The 16607-nt window shown below is 44.2% G+C and carries 22 protein-coding genes and 2 tRNA genes; 13 read left to right on the top strand and 11 right to left on the bottom strand.

Features of this window, described 5'->3' with window-relative positions:
- Positions 1-22: 22 nt before the first annotated feature.
- A complete protein-coding gene (locus P5V12_RS01895; RefSeq protein WP_316955539.1) occupies positions 23-667 on the top strand; it encodes an alpha/beta family hydrolase in 645 nt (214 codons plus the stop codon).
- A 29-nt stretch (positions 668-696) separates the two neighbouring features.
- Here P5V12_RS01895 and P5V12_RS01900 read toward each other — a convergent pair whose 3' ends face one another.
- Complete coding sequence (locus tag P5V12_RS01900; protein WP_316955540.1) at positions 697-993, bottom strand: antibiotic biosynthesis monooxygenase family protein; 297 nt, start codon at positions 991-993, stop codon at positions 697-699.
- 245 nt (positions 994-1238) lie between these two features.
- Between P5V12_RS01900 and P5V12_RS01905 the strand changes: the two genes are divergently transcribed.
- Complete coding sequence (locus P5V12_RS01905) at positions 1239-1418, top strand: sulfurtransferase TusA family protein (protein ID WP_316957402.1); 180 nt, start codon at positions 1239-1241, stop codon at positions 1416-1418.
- A gap of 160 nt (positions 1419-1578) precedes the next feature.
- On the opposite strand, the gene P5V12_RS01910 is transcribed toward P5V12_RS01905, so the two are convergent.
- Positions 1579-2277, bottom strand: a complete 699-nt coding sequence (locus P5V12_RS01910) for a hypothetical protein (RefSeq protein WP_316955541.1) — start codon at positions 2275-2277, stop codon at positions 1579-1581.
- 203 nt (positions 2278-2480) lie between these two features.
- Here P5V12_RS01910 and P5V12_RS01915 point away from each other — a divergent pair, with 203 nt between their 5' ends.
- Genes P5V12_RS01915 through P5V12_RS01935 form a run of 5 tightly spaced genes read left to right on the top strand, consistent with a single transcriptional unit; the run spans position 2481 to position 7138 of the window.
- The gene (locus tag P5V12_RS01915; protein ID WP_316955542.1) at positions 2481-3041 is read left to right on the top strand and encodes an elongation factor P hydroxylase; all 561 of its coding nucleotides are present in this window, start codon (positions 2481-2483) and stop codon (positions 3039-3041) included.
- Between the two features lie 26 nt (positions 3042-3067).
- Positions 3068-3946 carry a 5'-3' exonuclease H3TH domain-containing protein gene (locus P5V12_RS01920; RefSeq protein ID WP_316955543.1) on the top strand — a complete coding sequence of 293 codons (879 nt, stop codon included), beginning with the start codon at positions 3068-3070 and terminating at the stop codon, positions 3944-3946.
- A 3-nt stretch (positions 3947-3949) separates the two neighbouring features.
- The gene (locus P5V12_RS01925; RefSeq protein ID WP_316955544.1) at positions 3950-5056 is read left to right on the top strand and encodes a 4-phosphoerythronate dehydrogenase; all 1107 of its coding nucleotides are present in this window, start codon (positions 3950-3952) and stop codon (positions 5054-5056) included.
- Positions 5049-6218, top strand: coding sequence for an ATP-NAD kinase family protein (locus P5V12_RS01930; protein WP_316955545.1), 1170 nt, complete (start codon positions 5049-5051; stop codon positions 6216-6218). Before P5V12_RS01925 ends, P5V12_RS01930 begins: the two co-directional genes overlap by 8 nt.
- Positions 6206-7138 (top strand): class I SAM-dependent methyltransferase, encoded by a 933-nt coding sequence (locus P5V12_RS01935; protein ID WP_316955546.1) that lies wholly within the window; start codon positions 6206-6208, stop codon positions 7136-7138. The genes P5V12_RS01930 and P5V12_RS01935 overlap by 13 nt, the downstream gene beginning before the upstream one ends.
- 170 nt (positions 7139-7308) lie before the next feature.
- On the opposite strand, the gene P5V12_RS01940 is transcribed toward P5V12_RS01935, so the two are convergent.
- Both P5V12_RS01940 and P5V12_RS01945 read right to left on the bottom strand, forming a co-directional pair.
- Entirely contained in the window at positions 7309-7740 is a 432-nt protein-coding gene (locus P5V12_RS01940) for a hypothetical protein (RefSeq protein ID WP_316955547.1), read from the bottom strand.
- A gap of 17 nt (positions 7741-7757) precedes the next feature.
- Positions 7758-8972: a pyridoxal phosphate-dependent aminotransferase gene (locus P5V12_RS01945; protein WP_316955548.1), complete on the bottom strand. Its 1215-nt coding sequence runs from the start codon at positions 8970-8972 to the stop codon at positions 7758-7760.
- A 77-nt stretch (positions 8973-9049) separates the two neighbouring features.
- On the opposite strand from P5V12_RS01945, the gene msrB reads away from it, so the two are divergent.
- Entirely contained in the window at positions 9050-9451 is a 402-nt protein-coding gene (gene msrB / locus P5V12_RS01950; RefSeq protein WP_316955549.1) for a peptide-methionine (R)-S-oxide reductase MsrB, read from the top strand.
- A 5-nt stretch (positions 9452-9456) separates the two neighbouring features.
- A complete protein-coding gene (locus P5V12_RS01955; protein ID WP_316955550.1) occupies positions 9457-10125 on the top strand; it encodes a DNA-3-methyladenine glycosylase I in 669 nt (222 codons plus the stop codon).
- 7 nt (positions 10126-10132) lie between these two features.
- On the opposite strand, the gene P5V12_RS01960 is transcribed toward P5V12_RS01955, so the two are convergent.
- A complete protein-coding gene (locus P5V12_RS01960; RefSeq protein WP_316955551.1) occupies positions 10133-10927 on the bottom strand; it encodes a hypothetical protein in 795 nt (264 codons plus the stop codon).
- A gap of 204 nt (positions 10928-11131) precedes the next feature.
- Here P5V12_RS01960 and P5V12_RS01965 point away from each other — a divergent pair.
- A tRNA-Glu gene (locus tag P5V12_RS01965) sits at positions 11132-11207 on the top strand.
- A gap of 1 nt (position 11208) precedes the next feature.
- A tRNA-Gly gene (locus P5V12_RS01970) sits at positions 11209-11284 on the top strand.
- Positions 11285-11431: 147 nt separating this feature from the next.
- Here P5V12_RS01970 and P5V12_RS01975 read toward each other — a convergent pair.
- From P5V12_RS01975 to P5V12_RS01995, 5 genes are all read right to left on the bottom strand, one after another.
- Positions 11432-11743 carry a putative quinol monooxygenase gene (locus tag P5V12_RS01975; protein WP_316955552.1) on the bottom strand — a complete coding sequence of 104 codons (312 nt, stop codon included), beginning with the start codon at positions 11741-11743 and terminating at the stop codon, positions 11432-11434.
- Positions 11744-11780: 37 nt separating this feature from the next.
- Entirely contained in the window at positions 11781-12188 is a 408-nt protein-coding gene (locus P5V12_RS01980) for a GFA family protein (RefSeq protein WP_316955553.1), read from the bottom strand.
- Between the two features lie 75 nt (positions 12189-12263).
- Entirely contained in the window at positions 12264-12791 is a 528-nt protein-coding gene (locus P5V12_RS01985) for a GrpB family protein (RefSeq protein ID WP_316955554.1), read from the bottom strand.
- 75 nt (positions 12792-12866) lie between these two features.
- On the bottom strand, positions 12867-13361 hold the full coding sequence (locus P5V12_RS01990) for a GNAT family N-acetyltransferase (protein ID WP_316955555.1): 495 nt from the start codon (positions 13359-13361) through the stop codon (positions 12867-12869).
- A gap of 168 nt (positions 13362-13529) precedes the next feature.
- Positions 13530-13919, bottom strand: a complete 390-nt coding sequence (locus tag P5V12_RS01995) for a rhodanese-like domain-containing protein (RefSeq protein ID WP_316955556.1) — start codon at positions 13917-13919, stop codon at positions 13530-13532.
- Positions 13920-14141: 222 nt separating this feature from the next.
- Here P5V12_RS01995 and P5V12_RS02000 point away from each other — a divergent pair, with 222 nt between their 5' ends.
- Positions 14142-14546, top strand: a complete 405-nt coding sequence (locus tag P5V12_RS02000; protein WP_316955557.1) for a GFA family protein — start codon at positions 14142-14144, stop codon at positions 14544-14546.
- Positions 14547-14604: 58 nt separating this feature from the next.
- On the opposite strand, the gene P5V12_RS02005 is transcribed toward P5V12_RS02000, so the two are convergent.
- Positions 14605-15774, bottom strand: coding sequence for an IPT/TIG domain-containing protein (locus tag P5V12_RS02005; RefSeq protein WP_316955558.1), 1170 nt, complete (start codon positions 15772-15774; stop codon positions 14605-14607).
- A 273-nt stretch (positions 15775-16047) separates the two neighbouring features.
- Here P5V12_RS02005 and P5V12_RS02010 point away from each other — a divergent pair, with 273 nt between their 5' ends.
- Positions 16048-16590 carry a hypothetical protein gene (locus P5V12_RS02010; RefSeq protein ID WP_316955559.1) on the top strand — a complete coding sequence of 181 codons (543 nt, stop codon included), beginning with the start codon at positions 16048-16050 and terminating at the stop codon, positions 16588-16590.
- Positions 16591-16607 lie beyond the last annotated feature (17 nt).

Raw genomic sequence — 16607 nt, forward strand, 5'->3', positions numbered from 1 at the left:
ATTTTATAGCGGTCACTAAGTTTTGTCTGATTCTCTGGGCGAATGCCTTATCCAAACACCGTCTTCTGCGGTTGCGACCATTCTATTGGCGCACGGTGCTGGCGCGGCTATGGATTCAACCTTTATGAATCTTCTGGCTGATTCCTTGTTTGAGCAAAGCATTGAAGTTATACGTTTTGAATTCCCTTACATGCAGGAGCGTCGAACTTTGGGGAAAAAACGTCCGCCGAATAAGGTGGCGGAGTTAGTTGAGCATTGGCAATACATGGTCGAGTGGGCTGAAGCGCGTGGAAACATACCTATTTTTATTGGTGGCAAATCGTTAGGTGGTCGCACTGCCAGTATGTTTTTTAGTGAGAACCCTGATGCTGTTCAAGGATGTATCTGTTATGGCTATCCATTTCATCCGCCAAAAAAGCCGGACTCTTTAAGAGTTGATCATTTCGCTGAATTGCAACAAACGTTACTGGTTTTGCAGGGAACACGAGACCCTTTTGGAGTACCGGAAGAGGTTGCTGGTTATGGGTTGACCGACAGGGTTCAATTACAGTGGTTGGAAAGTGGTGATCATGACTTTTCACCACTTAAGCGTTCGGGGTTGACTCAATTACAGCTTATTGAGCTCGCAGGTAGCCACACGCGTCAATATATTGAGCGTTTTTTGTAAGAGCCTGTCTGTAAAAAACGTTACAGGGCTTAACTCTTGATGTAGGAATTTTTTAAGATCGTCACTCGCTCATGGGTTTTAAGTGTCGGGCGAATTTTGTTCTGGGCTTCTTTTCGTTGATCGCTTTCAGCCCAGTGTTTCCAGTCATCCAGAGTATTCCATCGACATAATACAAATCTGTGGTTTGGGTTGTCCGCGTCAGAAAAGGTTTCACCAGAAATAAAACCGGGAGCTGCATAGGTGTATTGAAGCGCCGTTCGTGCATTTTCAATATACGTGGAAAGCATTCCATCAACGACTTTGCGCTCAATAAGAACATGAATCATAGTGTGGTGGTCCTGGTCTGAATTTATTAGAGCCTGTTGGGGCTCGTTTTTATGGGAGGTAAGAACTTGGTATTCGCCTGTTCTTGCTTAATAATATAAACCAGCTTATTTAGCTTCGCACCCGCAATTGAGCGGAATAATGCCAAGTTCTCAAATTGTATAAAGGTTATGTGTTGAAAGCGAACAATTCACTTGAGATTAGTACCCAGTTAGATACAACAGGATTAATCTGCCCTGAGCCGGTAATGATGTTGCATAACGCAGTGCGTGATGCAAAGCCGGGGGATATTATAGAAGTAAAAGCAACGGACCCTTCGACCCAGCGCGATATTCCAAAGTTTTGTCAGTTTCTTGGTCACGAACTGGTGCAGCAGAATACTCAGGACGAATACTTTTTTTATTACATAAAAAAGTCAGAGGTGTGAGAGAAAAGTTTTGGGAGAGGGACACCCAGCCTGATGTTTAGAAGTGCTGTCAAACATCAACCCCGCATTGAATGCTGTATATTTACAGCTTGTCACTGGTGCCTTTGCTTAAAAAGCAATTGCCGGATGTGATTGCCAAGACACCACCGGCTAAATGTGTTTAAGACTCTTCAACTAGCAAAGAAATTGCTGCTAGGGCTTCAGGATCCTCAGATTTAATTTTGTTGGCGATGTGATGTTGGAAAAAGTAACGGAAGTCTTCCTGTGACTGCGCAGGATATAAACAACTATCGCCAGGCAGTATAGGAGTACTTTCTACTTTGTTTTCGTCAACAACCATGCCGCAGACTGTGCCATCATTGTGGAGTCGCCAACTCACCACTTCCTTGAGTGCCAGGCTTTTAAAATCCTTGTCCGCCATGACTGCATGAGTACCGATCATATCGGGGATTTCCTGTACAATGTCATTAGGCTGTTCACACTCGTAGTCGTAATATTCCGCAGCAGTTTCTACTTCAACCACCTTGTGGATAGGCGCTTCAAAAAAGACTTCGTCTATACCGGGGTCATAATAACCTTCCCATGTGCCGTTTAATGGGTCTTCGATATCCGGGCAGGCGATAATATCGTCTAACCAGGGTACCAGGCCCACGACTTCGCCATTGGCTCTGAGAGCCCAGCACAGAACTTTTAAGCTGAAATATTTCTCTCCACTGGCTTCATTGGAATAAAGCATTTCCAGGCCATCGAGTTCGGGTGCAAGACGAATAATGCGAGAATCACTGAGGGAAGTGTATGGTCTCCCTGAGAAGAGGTCGATCACATTGTCCATGTTGTGACCATCAGTTGAGGTCTTCATAATACCACCTCCAAGTAAGGTTCCCTTGAATTAGGGGGAACAAGTAGATTGATTACACAATCACTACATACAGTATATGCACTAATACTAGAACACAATACTTAGGTGTAAAAAAATTTTTGGTCTCCTTCTGTTATGTGGGATAGTACAGCATTGGCGCTCAATACTACCGTATTGAGCCTATATTGAGTTTAGAACATTAAATGGTAAAGCAAGTTCAAAATCCGTTAGTCGCCGAAGCAAATCAGTTGGTTGAGTTGTTCAATCGGTGTTTTCAGCAACGTTATACCACCCGTTTATGTGGGGGTGGGATAGAGCCTGTTTATCGCCCCCAAAAGGGAGATAGATTGGCTGAAATCGTATTTACGCATGATTACTTTGCCAGTGCGTTACACGAAGTTGCGCACTGGTGCATTGCCGGACAAAAAAGACGGGAGCAGGAAGATTACGGCTATTGGTATGCGCCAGATGGTCGGACGGAAGAGCAGCAGATGCTATTTGAGAAAGTTGAGGTCAAGCCTCAGGCCATGGAATGGATCTTCACCAAAGCGTGCGGCCAAAGATTTCATCTTAGTTCCGATAATCTAAACAGTGACATTGGCGCAAGTCATGAGTTTAAACTGGCGGTATTTAGCCAGGTTAAGCATTACTGCCAACAAGGCTTGCCAGAGCGGGCTCGTAATTTTGCCGAGACACTAGCTGCCTATTACCAGCAATCAGAGGCTCTTTCATGTAGCGCCTATTCTTTGGAAGAAATTCTCTAAAACCAAACCCGTGAGAAGTTGTAACTGTGAACAGGATCTACTTGATCGATGCGTCGATCTACATTTTTAAATATTATTTTTCCATGCCGGATGTCTGGCAAAGCGAATCAGGTTATTCAACTTTTGCGGTACGAGGGTACACAACCTGGCTGGGGAAGTTTCTGGCTAAAGAGCAGCCAATATATGCCGCAGCCTGTTTTGATGAAAGCTTGGCCACCTGTTTTCGCAATGAAATTTACCCGGACTATAAAATAAGTCGGGCGTTACCCGACGATGAATTGGCGTTTCAGTTGGAGGCCTGCAAGCAAATAACGGAGTTAATGGGAATCGCAAGTTATGCTTCCGAACGCTTTGAAGCGGATGATTTAATTGGCACCCTGGCTCATCGGGCAGCAAAAAAACAACTTCCTGCCACCATTCTTACCCGGGATAAGGATCTGGGTCAGCTTGCCATTCACGCAGACACGCTATTATGGGATTACCCGGATAAGGCACCGCTTACGCATTTTGATATTGCTGAAAAATTTGGCGTGCAGGCAAAATACATTGCCGATTTTCTCGCGCTAACTGGCGACGTGAGTGATGATATTCCCGGCGTACCGGGTATTGGTCCCAAGATTGCCTCAATGCTTATTCATGCCTTTGGTGGATGGCGAAATATTCGGCGGAATATTCCCGCGGTTGCGCAGCTCAATATTCGAGGCGCTGCTTCGATCGCTAACAAACTCACCGAGTTTAATGCACAAATTGATATGGCTCTTAAGTTGACCACCATTGTTAAAGACGCCAGCCTGGGACGACGGTTTCATATTAAAATGCGCAAGCCGGATATACCGGCTTTAGAAAGCTATGGGCAATACCTGGGGCTGAATTTGAACTTCAAAAAAATGTTTAATGAGATCTAGCTTATGATTTTGGTTGCGGATGAAAACATCCCATATGCACAGCAATTATTTTCCCATGTTGGAGAGGTTCGATTGCTACCGGGCAGAACGATGACCCAGGAAGACGTTAAGGATGCCGATATTCTATTGGTGCGTTCAGTGACTGCCGTGAATGAACAATTACTATCCGGCAGTAACGTCAAATTTGTGGGAACCTGCACAATTGGTACTGACCATCTGGATAAAATCTACATGGAAAGCCTGGGAATTCATTATGCCAGTGCACCCGGTTGTAACGCTTATGGCGTTGTGCAATATGTTTTGGGTGCGCTCGCCAAGCTGGATAAATTAAATACGCAAACAACAGTTTCTATTGTGGGTTGTGGCAATGTGGGTGGACGCTTGTATAAAGCGTTAAAGGCGATCGGATTAACCTGTCATTGCGTAGACCCATTCAAAACTCAGGATGAGCTTCCTGATCTTGCTGAGTTCGATTCGGTTTATACGTCTGACGTAGTGTGTGTTCACACTCCGCTTACTGTCGATGGGCCACATCCCACCAAGAACCTGTTTAACGCGGAAGTTCTGGGCCGATTAAAAGAGGATGTCGTGCTTTTAAATGCGGGGCGTGGTGATGTCATTGATAACACCGCATTGTTGGAACGAATAAAAACCACGCCGAGCTTTAAAGGCATACTGGATGTGTGGCAGGGCGAGCCGGATATTAATCTGGAATTGCTCGACCATCTGGCGTTCGGTACACCGCATATCGCCGGTTACAGTTATGAAGGACGTGTTAACGGCTCCTTTATGATTTTTTCTGCATTGACCGAATACTTAAATTGGGATCTTACGCAAAGCGAACAGATTTTACAGGACATAAAAACGGAAGCCTTCGGTGAGCCCGTCAGTCTTAAAGCATCGGATATTCAGTCCACCATACTCAGCACCTACGATATTGCAGAAGATGATCAAAAACTACGAGAAAGTAAAACACTGATGCCCGGTGTGTTTGATCAGTTACGGAAAAATTACCCCAAGCGACGAGAGTTATCTCACTTCAGTCTCACCGATGTTGCCCCCGAGTTAGCGGCAACCTTAAGCGGAATTGGTTTTTTGCTTCATGACTGATTTATCTACCAAGGGTAACCGCTTGCGTATCGGTTTCTTTCTTAACCCTTATGCGGGGGTGGGCGGCCCGGAAGGTCTCAAAGGTAGTGATGCCTGTGAAATTCAGGCTGCTGCGGCACAGGGGCAGTACACATTACGCGCAGCCAGGCGCGCAGTGACCTTTTGGCAAAAACTAAAACCTCTGGCCGGCCAAATGGATATTCTCACCGTACCCGGAATAATGGGCGGTGACGTTCTGGACGAAGTCGGGCTTACCTATCAAAAACTGGATTGCGATATTGCAGAGGTTTCCACTGCCGACGATTCAAAAAAAGCTGTTCAACAGCTACAGCAAAAAAAGATCGATTTATTACTGTTTGTGGGTGGCGATGGTACAGCACGTGATGTCTGTACTGTGATCGAAAAAACGCTACCCGTTCTTGGCATTCCTTCCGGTGTAAAAATGCATTCCGGTGTATTCGGTATTTCCCCTTCTGCCTGTGCGGAGTTAATTGAACAGGTTTTACATAATCGTGCTGTTCGTTTAACGGAACAAGAAGTTCGTGATATTGATGAGGAAGCATTTCGCTCGGGTGTTGTTAAAAGTCGATACTATGGCGAAATGCTGGTACCGGCAGATGACCGATTTGTGCAGCAGGTAAAACAGGGCGGTGGTGAAGAAGACGAAATTTCATTAATCGACATTCGTGATGAAATTCAGGAACGAATGGAATATCACCCCGAGGCGTTATTTATCTTTGGGCCGGGGTCGACCACGGACTTTATTAAAAAAGAATTGGGTCTGGATTCCACGTTGCTGGGTATCGACTTGGTTGAAAATCAAACCCTGATAAAGAAAGACTGCAATGCAAAAGATATTTATGGGGTATTGCAAGATAACCGTGCGCGCGAAGTGTTTCTTATTCTGACGGCCATTGGTGGGCAGGGGCATTTAATCGGTCGTGGCAACCAACAGCTCACACCTGAAGTCCTGAAGTTGATCGGAAAAGAACATGTATGGCCCGTGCTTACCCGAGCCAAATTGCGTAACCTGCAATCTCGCCCGCTACTCATTGACTCCGGGGATGAAACTCTGGATAAGCAATGGAGCGGTTTGATTCCTGTCATAACCGGGTATCAGGAAACACTATTGTATCGACTGGACTATTTATGTCAGATATAGAAACAACGCTTCAACCATTAACCCAGGCTTTGTCTGATTTTGCTTCGGGTGATGAATTTCAGGAAAGCCGTCGACTATTTCATGGCCGCGGAAAAACTTACGAAGGTTTGGATTGGTTGGTTGTCGATTGGTTTGATTCGTTTGTCTTTATTACGTTTTTCAAAGCTTGCGACCCTGAGTTGGAAGAAGCAATAAAACAAACGGTGTTAAACACGTTGCGGCCGTTGGCGGTAAACACCATTTTATTGCAGCGGCGATACTTGGAAAAAGCCCCCGTTGAACCCTGGTTGGGGGCGATGCCTGAGCAAGCTCATGCACTGCGTACTGGGTTAAAGTATTTGTTGTCATTTAATCAGCAAAACCTGGGGTTCTTTCTGGATATTGAACCGGCTAGAAAATGGCTGGAGCAGCGCTGTTCTAATAAGCGCGTGCTTAATTTGTTTGCTTACACTTGTACGTTTTCCGTTGTGGCAAAGCAGGCTGGAGCAGAAGGTGTAGTGAATATTGACCTGAGTAAAAAGTCTCTTTCGGTCGGCCGAGCTAACCATAAAATAAACGATATCTCTCTGGATGGAGTGGAGTTTTTCGCCCACGATATTTTTCGTTCGTGGGGCAAAATTAAACGCAAAGGGCCGTACGATGTTGTGATTATTGATCCTCCAAGCTTTCAAAAGGGCAGTTTTGTGGCGACCAAGGATTATGGCAAAGTCATTGCAAAAATGGATGAGTTGGTTAGTGAGGCTGGGTGTTTTCTTGCCTGTTTAAACGCGCCGGAAATTACGCGTGTGGAATTTGAAGAGCTTATTGATTCACGCCTGGAAGGTTTTGTTTTACGTGAAGTGTTGGAGCCATCGGTGGATTTCCCGGATATCGACCCCGATCATTCTTTAAAGATGTTTGTTTACGTTAGAGATAACTAACAGTATTCGCTTGTGGCGGGTAGTTGTGCATTAGGATGGAGCTCTCAAAAATGCTCAATTCAGGGATGAATTGAGCAAGCTACAAGGATGTATTTATGCGTTTTTTGAGGCTTTGTCCTAATGTACAACCTGTAGAAATACATTTATTCCTATCCTTTCGTCACTTGAGGTCAGCTATAGGTTAACAAGGCCAGAACCACTTCCCGTAATTTCTCCGAGCTGCGATTATTTAATACATACTGTAACGCCGCCGCGCGGGACGCAAAGCTTTCATCAACCGGTAATGCGGATTCAAATAACGCAATGGATGTGGCCGAAAGCGATGCAAATGCTTTTTCCGTTAACACCGCATCTTCAACGGCTTCCTGCCGAATGGCCTGAGAATATGAAATGTAGTCGTTCTCGGCCAACCAAAACATTGTGCTCAAACCTGCCATATGCCTTGGACTGTGCAGGCCAAACTCATCAGGTGTGTCCGGGCCGCATATATCTTCCACGTACAAGATGTTCTTAACTGGAAACCGCTTGTAGAGAAATAAAAGGATTTTTGCTGCGTCTTTGCAAAAATCCTCAATATGTAACTCGTTCAAAACCTGGTTCAATGCTCGCTCCTGCGAAATTACACTCTATAGTGCTGTAAGAACTCACCAAACCGGCGAATGGCCTTACGAATATCTTCCGCGGTAGGCAAAAATACAATGCGGAAATGATCCGGCGTTGGGTAATTAAATGCACTGCCTTGCACCAACAGGATTTTTTCTCGAATTAAAAAATCCAAAATAAGCTGTTGATCATCCTCGATTTTATACATCTTGGTGTCGATTTTCGGGAATAGATAAATCGCCCCTTGAGGTTTTACACAACTCAAACCCTCAATTTTTTCAATCTCTTCACAGGCAGCATTACGTTGTTCCAGCAAGCGACCGCCAGGCAAGATCAACTCATTAATACTCTGGTATCCTCCCAGTGCGGTTTGCACGGCATACATTGCTGGTGCATTTGCACATAAACGCATGGAGGCCAGCATCTCAATACCCTTCATAAATTCAGTGGCAAGATGCTTGGCACCGCTGAATACCAACCAGCCTGAGCGGAAACCTGCTAGACGATAAGATTTGGATAAGCCATTGAAGGAAACGCAAACAACATCCTGAGCAAGTTTGCCCATTGGAATAAACTTAGCGTCATCGTATGTGATTTTGCTGTAGATTTCGTCGGCGAAAATTATCAGCTTATGATCACGGGCAATCTGGATTAACTGCTCAAGCACATCCTGTGGGTACACCGCACCGGTTGGATTGTTTGGGTTAATAACCACAATTGCCCGGGTGCGATCCGTAATTTTGCTTTTAATGTCTTCGATATCGGGAAACCAATTTGCTTGCTCGTCACACATATAGTGCCGAGGTTTTCCGCCTGCCAAGCTAACTGCAGCGGTCCACAGTGGATAGTCTGGTGCGGGAACCAGTACTTCGTCACCGTCATTCAGCAAGGCTTGGTTGGCCATGACAATTAACTCGCTGACGCCGTTACCGAGAAAAATATCTTCAATTTCGACACCAGGAATTTCCAGGCGTTGGCATTCCTGCATAATGGCTTTGCGGGCGGGGAATAAACCTTTGGACTCTGTGTAGCCCTGCGCGTTGCGTATATTGTGAATAACGTCGGCAATAATTTCATCTGGGGCGTCGAAACCAAACGGGGCCGGGTTACCGATATTCAGTTTTATAATCTTGTGGCCATCTTCTTCAAGACGCATGGCGTGCTCAAGAACCGGCCCTCGAATGTCATAACAAACGCCGTGTAATTTATCTGATTTGTTTATCGGTTGCATTTTTTGTTTCGTGCCTTAAATTAGTGAATAACGCTTTTCATAAGCCCCATAAAATATCCCTAGGTTAAGGAGTGATTATGTCAGATCAAAACCTAAAAGACGATGCTATTTGGCGGGAAAAATTGACCGATGAGCAGTATCGCATATGTCGAGAGAAAGGAACGGAGAGAGCTTTTACGGGAGAGTATTACGATTGTAAAACGCAGGGTGAATATGTTTGCCGTTGTTGTCAAACTCCATTATTTGATTCTGATACCAAATACGACTCTGGTTCGGGGTGGCCAAGCTTCTATCAACCTAAACAAACTGAGGTTATTGATGAAATTCGTGATACTACCCACGGCATGATTCGTACAGAAGTTGTTTGTTCTAAATGTGGTTGCCACTTGGGGCATGTGTTTCCTGATGGTCCTCAGCCAACTGGGCTTCGTTATTGTATCAACTCGGCCTCTATACAGCTGAATGCTGAAAAAGGGTAGGTGTTATGCGTTCGTTTGCAGAAATTTATCACACGGCATGCCTGCATAAAGGTAGTGAGGAAGCCTTAACCGCATTGTTACCCAAAGCAAGAACATCCCGGCAACTGAAAAATGTCACCGATGACAGGTATTTGTCTGACATGTCCCGGCGAATTTTTCGAGCGGGATTAAAACATGAAATGGTTGACAAAAAATGGCCCGGTTTTGAAGAAGTATTTGACCGGTTTGACCCGTACTCCTGTGCCATGCTGAGCGACGAAGACATTGAACGCTTAATGGGGGATAAGCGAATTATCCGACACTTGGGGAAGGTTAAGGCAGTGCGTGACAACGCGGCCTTTGTTCGAGCGATCCAGCAAGAGCATGGGAGTTTTGGTTGTTATCTGGCTGATTGGCCAGTGGAAGATATCGCGGGCTTGTGGATTACCCTGAAAAAGCGCGGCAAGCAGCTTGGAGGTAACTCGGGGGCAGCATTTCTGCGAATGGTTGGTAAGGATACGTTTTTACTTACCAAAGACGTTGTTGCCGTACTCAAGTTGGAAGGCGTGATAGAAAAAGAGCCCAGTGCTCAAAAGGACTTCTACGCGGCTCAAAGAGCGTTTTTACAATGGCGGGAGGAAAGTGGCCGGCCGCTATGTGAAATCAGCCGCATAGTGTCTTGTTCGGTGAGTTAGGATGGGGTTAATCGTAAACCTGTTTTTTCTTCCATAGGCTCTCTTCACCCTGGGAGAACTTATCCCACTGGCCTTCCAGAGCTGCACGTTCTGCGGCTTCTTCGGGAGGAATGCCATCTGCCGATTCGGTGAGGGAGATTTCCTTGTTGATCTGGTCTAGCAAGGCTTTCAACTGTTGAATCTTCTGATCATGAATCCCGGACTTTCCTTGGCGTAGAAGCAGGTTCAGGCCTGTAGAGTAGTAATGGGCTGCCAGTTTCAGCTTGCCAGCCTGTTGCGCTGCGCGACCATTCAGCTCATAGCTACTGACTGTCACGTCAACCACCAGCTGTTTGATCATATTTCGGTATACATCCGCCGATTTTTTGGGAATGGATGACTTGCGCTCAAGCACAAAAATAAACCTGTATAACTCCTCCAGGCACATTTTGACTTCCTTGATTTGCTGGTGGCTTTCCAGTGGGGCTCTCTGCAATACGGTTGTTTGCCGTTGTGTTTCTGCCATTTGAGCCGAAGCCGTTTGCAAATCCTCCACATGGCCTTTGTCGTTGGGTTCCAGGCGGGATAGCTGCTCACATACATCTATTAGGCTGCGTTGAACCAGAAGGGTCAATTCTTTGGGTAAAAAGCCGGTTGGGAAGCCGTTAAGCATGAACTTAAAGTTGCGATTACGCACTTTTAGCGCCTGTAGCAAACGGTAACGCTGTTCCCGCTTGGTTTTGATTGTTTGCGAGATAAAGGCGTAGCATACCAGCGCAGCTAGCAGCACAATGATCGACGTGATAATAGTTACTGACGACATACAAAAAAGCTTCCGGAGTTAATTTAAGGCTAGTCGCCCAGGCTAGGTTATGCAAACATCGTGCTCTTTTTGCTTAATAATTGATCCGCATAAGGGCGGAACGAAATTCGTGACATTTTAGTGTTACAAAAGTGTTGACAGACCCCGAGAGGCTCAATAGAATGCGCCCCTCTTCTGAGATGACAGTTGTCTCAGATACCTAGTGTCCCCTTCGTCTAGAGGCCTAGGACACCGCCCTTTCACGGCGGTAACAGGGGTTCGAATCCCCTAGGGGACGCCAAGCGGAAATAGCTCAGTTGGTAGAGCACAACCTTGCCAAGGTTGGGGTCGGGAGTTCGAGCCTCCTTTTCCGCTCCAAATTCAAAAAGCCAGTTCTTATGAACTGGCTTTTTTCGTATTGGCGGAGTGAATTCTGGCTAAGCCTTGCTTTGTATGTGCTTTAGCAAAATCTTGTCTCTTTAACTTGTCTTCACTCGGCTTCCTCGGGTGCTGTGTCGCTCATACTTATACCGATACAGCATCTGACGATATGTCATATGAGATGAACTTTCTTTCAGACAGCCCATATTTTATTGCTTGCTCTCTCCATGGGGCGATATGCGGAGCTTTGAGATGCATGTCTAAGCTTTCTCTACTTGGCCATAATTCCGAAAACCGAATCAGGCCCTTATCAAAAGGATCCTCCGCGACGTCATAGGCTATGCAACCATCATTGGCGTAGGTTTCTGTAACCAATTTGTGTAAATGGGGTAAAAGTTTTTTAATATTTTCTGGTGGAAATCTCAGTGTTCCGAATACTGCAATTTTGGCTTTCATTAAACTTCCTGTTTTGGAGTAAGGGTTGTTTTTGAATTTACACGATACCGTCAGGGAGCTGTGAGAAGCTTGGTATGCCTTCGTAAGGTTCATTCCAGCAAGCTTTTGATTCGGTATTCACGTGTGCGACTGGTTTCAGGTTAATGGGGGTGTCGATAGTGGATAAGGTAACGCTGAGGTAGATACTTTTATTGGGTGCGTAATTCATTAGCCGAGTGCCACAGTTACCACAAAAAGCTCTATAGCCGCCTATATTGTTCAGGTGTTCTTTTAAATAGTTGTTGTCGTCAGAAATAACTAGAGTCTTAGCTTTGGCGAGCGCTACTGTCACGTAGTCTGCTCCGTGGGCTTTTCGACAAAATTGACAGTGGCAGTTAAATATTTTTCCCGGTATTAGTTCTACCTGGTATTTGATTGCGCCGCATAGGCAACTTCCTTCGATCATGTTGGCTCCTTTTGGCTCATGTTTTTGACGTATAGTTTTGTTAGTCGATATGGAAATGGATAGATAATGATTGCCTTAGTTTAAACTTTTTGTGTCCTGCCACCAATCTACTGCCAGTTTTTCGTGTTTAACGATAAATTCATTTTTTAGGTCGCAATAGACGCCAATATCATTATTGCAGGCTTCTGCGGCTTTAGATTTTACGTTTTCATATTCTTCTGCGATATCTTTATTCGCTATAAGATAATCTCGGAAAGCCAAATGGCTAATAACATGTGTTGAATTTGTACTGAAGGCGTGTATCTGATGTGTTCTATCGTCCCCTCCTTTTTGGTAGTAGCGCCTTCCTTTTATACCGTACTCACCTAGGCATTCGTAGCCTATTCTTTCGAAATAGTTATTCAGTTTGTCCAGGGTTTCAATCTTTTTGATTTCCAGTAATATGTCAATAATCGGCTTTGACGGCAACCCTTTGACGGAAGTGCTTCCAATGTGATGAATACGATATATTTCCACGGGAATTGATTTGAAAATTAATTCTTTTTCTTGCTCAAATAGTTTGGGCCAGCTGTTGTTGTATGGAACGATTAATATCTCCCTCATGTCGGGCCTCCTTCTGTTTTGCATAACATATGTGAATAAAGCTTCGAATGCTTTAAAAAAGCAATTGAGTCAGTGTTATTTTTTGATTAAATGTTTTTCCATAATGTAATCGTCCATATAGAAGCCTTCTCCAATATCTTCTTTAATGCTTGCTTTAATGGAGAAGCCCTGTCGCTTGTACCATTCGATGGAGTCGTTATTCTGTTTGTTCACCGTTAGCCAAATGATCCCAGAGTTACATTTTGATTCTGCAAAATCGAGCATCGCTTTACCAATGCCTTGTCCTCGTGAAGCGCTGGTTGTGTAGATCTTGCTGATCATTGTTTTGCTTTCGTTATTGACCAACGCTATGTAGCCAACATAATCTGTTTCAAGCTGTGCCAGATAATAGTCGTATCCATTTGATATCTGGTTGCGAATAGCTGAAGCGTTCTGAAACTTGGCTAGCATATATTCAACTTGCGGGAGCCCAATAATTCGAGTGAAGTGCTCAGTCCATATTTCCTTGGCTAGCTTGGCTACGTGATCAATGTCGGAAGTATCTTCTACGCGGATTAATTGTACTGACATTAGATGTGCCTTTTGCTTCCGGTTTTTCTGTGGTCAATCTTAACCTATGCAAAAATGTTTCGTGTTTGCTTGGGGTGAGTATATTTATTTGTTTACCCCTGGTCATATTTAGGGACGATTACAATACAGTAAAGCTCCGTTGGGGAATGTGTCTCTACCAGTTAGTTTCTAGCAATCGCACGACACGTTACCCTTTTTGGTGTCATTTTCCCCCTCTGTAGAGTAGCCGTCTCGTTTCCACCAATCCAGTCCGCCGAGTAGTTCTTTCACCTTAAAGCCAAGTTTTGACATGTTGAGTGCTCCTTTTGTGGATGCGTTGCATCCTATTCCGTCGCAATACGTAACATAGAGCTTTGCTTTGTCCAAGTTCTGTGTTGTTTCTTCGTTCATGGTTCTGTGAGGAACATTGATGGCGCCGGGAATATGTTCTTGGGCAAAGGCTTCAGGTGATCTTGTGTCTATCACGAGAATATCGCCATCAGATCCGAGTGTTTCCGATAAATCCCAGGAATCAATTTCGTAGTTGAGTTTTGCTTGGTAGAAATCAATTTGATTCATAGTTCATCTCCAATAACTGAGTTGGATGTTATCATCTTTTTAAGTGATCTTTAAAAAATGTAAAGCCACCTAAAAAGGGTTTTAGGCGGGTAACGTGCTAATGTATGTTTTTGATATACTATTGTTTTTTGAGTTCAGTTGTTGAAAACGAAAAGCGTATAATCGGCGCATATATAAAGTTAGTCGGAAAACGTGTTCCGTCATTAACAAGTATGAGGATCTATGAAAACTAACGGTTCCTGTCTCTGCGGTAAAGTTCGTTTTGTTGTTGAAGGTGATTTTGAGCATTTCTTTCTGTGTCACTGTCAACGCTGTCGTAAAGATACCGGATCCGCTCATGCGGCCAACCTGTTTTCCACTTCAGCAATGCTAACGTGGTTGTCCGGTGAGGATGAGGTCAATACTTACCAGGTTCCTGGCTCACGCCATGTAAAAAGCTTCTGTTCTCACTGTGGTTCTGCTGTTCCGAATGTGCAAATGGAAGGACGCCTAACTGTGGTGCCTGCAGGTAGTTTGGATGATGATGTCTCAATTCGGCCTGATGCACATATCTGTGTGGCTAGTAAGGCTAATTGGGATGAGGAGTTGGATTTAATTCCCAAGCTAGAGGGAATGCCAGGAAATTAAATGAACTAATGCCAGATAATAAATATGGAAGTTTATCATCTGGCATTAGTGTTTAGCATTATTTTGTTATTACTTTGAGGGAATAGGGTTTTTTACAGCTTATTGGCATGGTTTCATTTCCCGCTCCGTGGGTTGTATAGCTGTACCAACTATTTGTTACCCGTATAGACCATTTTCCGGATGCTTTTTCTCCGTTGGGCATTTGGTAGTGTAGGTTTGAAGATAGATAATCGCCATTTGATTGCATAATCTGTTGTGATGTATTGTCAAAGAGAACTAAAGTGACGCCATCACTTTTATCGAGTTGAGTAAGAGCAAGCAAGCTTATTGTTGCCGCTTCGTTAGGGTAAAACGAGTAGTAGTCGTCCATGCCAATTGCGTTGCCATTCTTATCTATATTGCATAAGTAAGATGTATCATGTGTGCCTACCCCGTCTGAAATGACAATGTTTTTCGCAGTATTAAACGAATCATCATCTTCGTTCGTGTCGTTGATTTGTATTCTGGATACTCGGATTTTGTAATCTATGGATACATTTTCAGAGGTTGACCCGCTCCAATAGGCTTTTAGATATATATCAGTATCTGGTGCGACTGTTTCCCATAGCGTGAATTTGTTTTTATCTGTATAACTTTCAATATAACTGCTTTCCTTTTTGTGTTTGTCGTATCGATATATGTCGACAGATAGAGTGACGCCTTCTGTGGGGTGAACTGTCGGGACTACATGGAACTCTATTCCATATCCCCATGGGCCTGATAGGCCGCTTTTTACTTTATAGTAGTCTTCGTCATCAGAAATCGTGCCGATTATGAGATTCGATAATCCAGCGTCATTTGCGGTTTCAAAAGAGTTGTTGTTTTCGTGTTCTGTGTAAGCATTGGTCGGGATGTTGAAGTTGAAAGGGCTCGTTGCTATTCCTCCTTTAGATAGAAAGCTGGTGGAGAATGTTTGAACATGAATTGGGCCAGTGGTTGCGCCTTCAGGAACCGTTGCCAGGATCGTATTTCCCTTTTTACTAAAGCTGGCAGGCGTGCCATTGAAGTCGACTTTTTGGGGATTACTTCCTTCCGTTAATCTGTCGCCTGAAATACTTATTTTCTCTCCAGGCAGTCCGATACTGGGTTCCACATTGGTAATTACTGGAGTGCATCCGAAAAGACATATTTGAAATATTAATATCACGATAGTGTGCATGTGATTTTGAAAAGTGAAATTGTTTTTCATCCCAATGCTCCGTTGCTGATGTTTTAATCTTTATTATCTGGGTTATGTCGTCTGATGTGACAAATTCCGTTCCTTTCGTCGGGCTGGTATCACTCTTTCTTATAGGTGTGTTTGAATAATGTAGTATAAAAATAAGGGGGATTCCGTTGGATGTCGGATAAAGCCTCTGAATTTTATTGCTGATAGATACATTGTTTTTGAATTTAGATATAAGGTTTATCGATAGTATCGATCAAGATGGGTTAAACAGTGTTCTGAACAAGGAGAGGAAACATGGCGACATCAGCTTTTAAATTTTCCACTTTTAGTGATGCCATATACTATGGAGCAAACCATTGTTTAGGGTACACAAATCTGCATCCAAAACACTGGGAGTATTGTGTTTTTATATACAGAAATGATGCATCTTGGAATCATACTCATCCAGTAGATACCGTCCATGACTCAAACGGCTTTGTAAAATTGGGGCATATGAAAGCGCCAAATGGTCTAAAAGCTATAGTACACAGTCATCCAGACTGGATCACTGCTCCGGGAATGTTTTCTGCTGAGGATATAAGTGCCTCTACTATACATAGCGTTCCGGTCTTCTTAATTACACACTGGAGATTGATTAGAGGGTATGACCCTATTTTGAATCGATATACTGAATTGGCAGGTAGGTGCTGGCGAATAACCAAGCGAAAGGATAAGTTTCCTTCTATTTCGGACCCCGACAACCATCCCCAGAAATGGCAGGCATCACTTCCTCCTTATGGTTATGATAATTCTCCATTCTCTGTCTATAAGCCATTTTCTTGTGTGGCAGTAAAATAGGATACAATACCTGTCGC

The organism is Teredinibacter sp. KSP-S5-2 (genome assembly GCF_032773895.1).
In the GTDB taxonomy this organism is placed as follows: domain Bacteria; phylum Pseudomonadota; class Gammaproteobacteria; order Pseudomonadales; family Cellvibrionaceae.

Coding starts and splice junctions, on each gene's coding strand:
- P5V12_RS01925 (WP_316955544.1), top strand. CDS start 3,950: ATGATTTTGGTTGCGGATGAAAACATCCCATATGCACAGCAATTATTT.
- P5V12_RS01985 (WP_316955554.1), bottom strand. CDS start 12,791: ATGAGGGAGATATTAATCGTTCCATACAACAACAGCTGGCCCAAACTA.
- P5V12_RS01915 (WP_316955542.1), top strand. CDS start 2,481: ATGGTAAAGCAAGTTCAAAATCCGTTAGTCGCCGAAGCAAATCAGTTG.
- P5V12_RS01995 (WP_316955556.1), bottom strand. CDS start 13,919: ATGAATCAAATTGATTTCTACCAAGCAAAACTCAACTACGAAATTGAT.
- P5V12_RS01975 (WP_316955552.1), bottom strand. CDS start 11,743: ATGAAAGCCAAAATTGCAGTATTCGGAACACTGAGATTTCCACCAGAA.
- P5V12_RS01900 (WP_316955540.1), bottom strand. CDS start 993: ATGATTCATGTTCTTATTGAGCGCAAAGTCGTTGATGGAATGCTTTCC.
- P5V12_RS02005 (WP_316955558.1), bottom strand. CDS start 15,774: ATGAAAAACAATTTCACTTTTCAAAATCACATGCACACTATCGTGATA.
- P5V12_RS01945 (WP_316955548.1), bottom strand. CDS start 8,972: ATGCAACCGATAAACAAATCAGATAAATTACACGGCGTTTGTTATGAC.
- P5V12_RS01905 (WP_316957402.1), top strand. CDS start 1,239: ATGATGTTGCATAACGCAGTGCGTGATGCAAAGCCGGGGGATATTATA.
- P5V12_RS02010 (WP_316955559.1), top strand. CDS start 16,048: ATGGCGACATCAGCTTTTAAATTTTCCACTTTTAGTGATGCCATATAC.
- P5V12_RS01980 (WP_316955553.1), bottom strand. CDS start 12,188: ATGATCGAAGGAAGTTGCCTATGCGGCGCAATCAAATACCAGGTAGAA.
- P5V12_RS01930 (WP_316955545.1), top strand. CDS start 5,049: ATGACTGATTTATCTACCAAGGGTAACCGCTTGCGTATCGGTTTCTTT.
- P5V12_RS01935 (WP_316955546.1), top strand. CDS start 6,206: ATGTCAGATATAGAAACAACGCTTCAACCATTAACCCAGGCTTTGTCT.
- P5V12_RS02000 (WP_316955557.1), top strand. CDS start 14,142: ATGAAAACTAACGGTTCCTGTCTCTGCGGTAAAGTTCGTTTTGTTGTT.
- P5V12_RS01910 (WP_316955541.1), bottom strand. CDS start 2,277: ATGAAGACCTCAACTGATGGTCACAACATGGACAATGTGATCGACCTC.
- msrB (WP_316955549.1), top strand. CDS start 9,050: ATGTCAGATCAAAACCTAAAAGACGATGCTATTTGGCGGGAAAAATTG.
- P5V12_RS01990 (WP_316955555.1), bottom strand. CDS start 13,361: ATGTCAGTACAATTAATCCGCGTAGAAGATACTTCCGACATTGATCAC.
- P5V12_RS01960 (WP_316955551.1), bottom strand. CDS start 10,927: ATGTCGTCAGTAACTATTATCACGTCGATCATTGTGCTGCTAGCTGCG.
- P5V12_RS01955 (WP_316955550.1), top strand. CDS start 9,457: ATGCGTTCGTTTGCAGAAATTTATCACACGGCATGCCTGCATAAAGGT.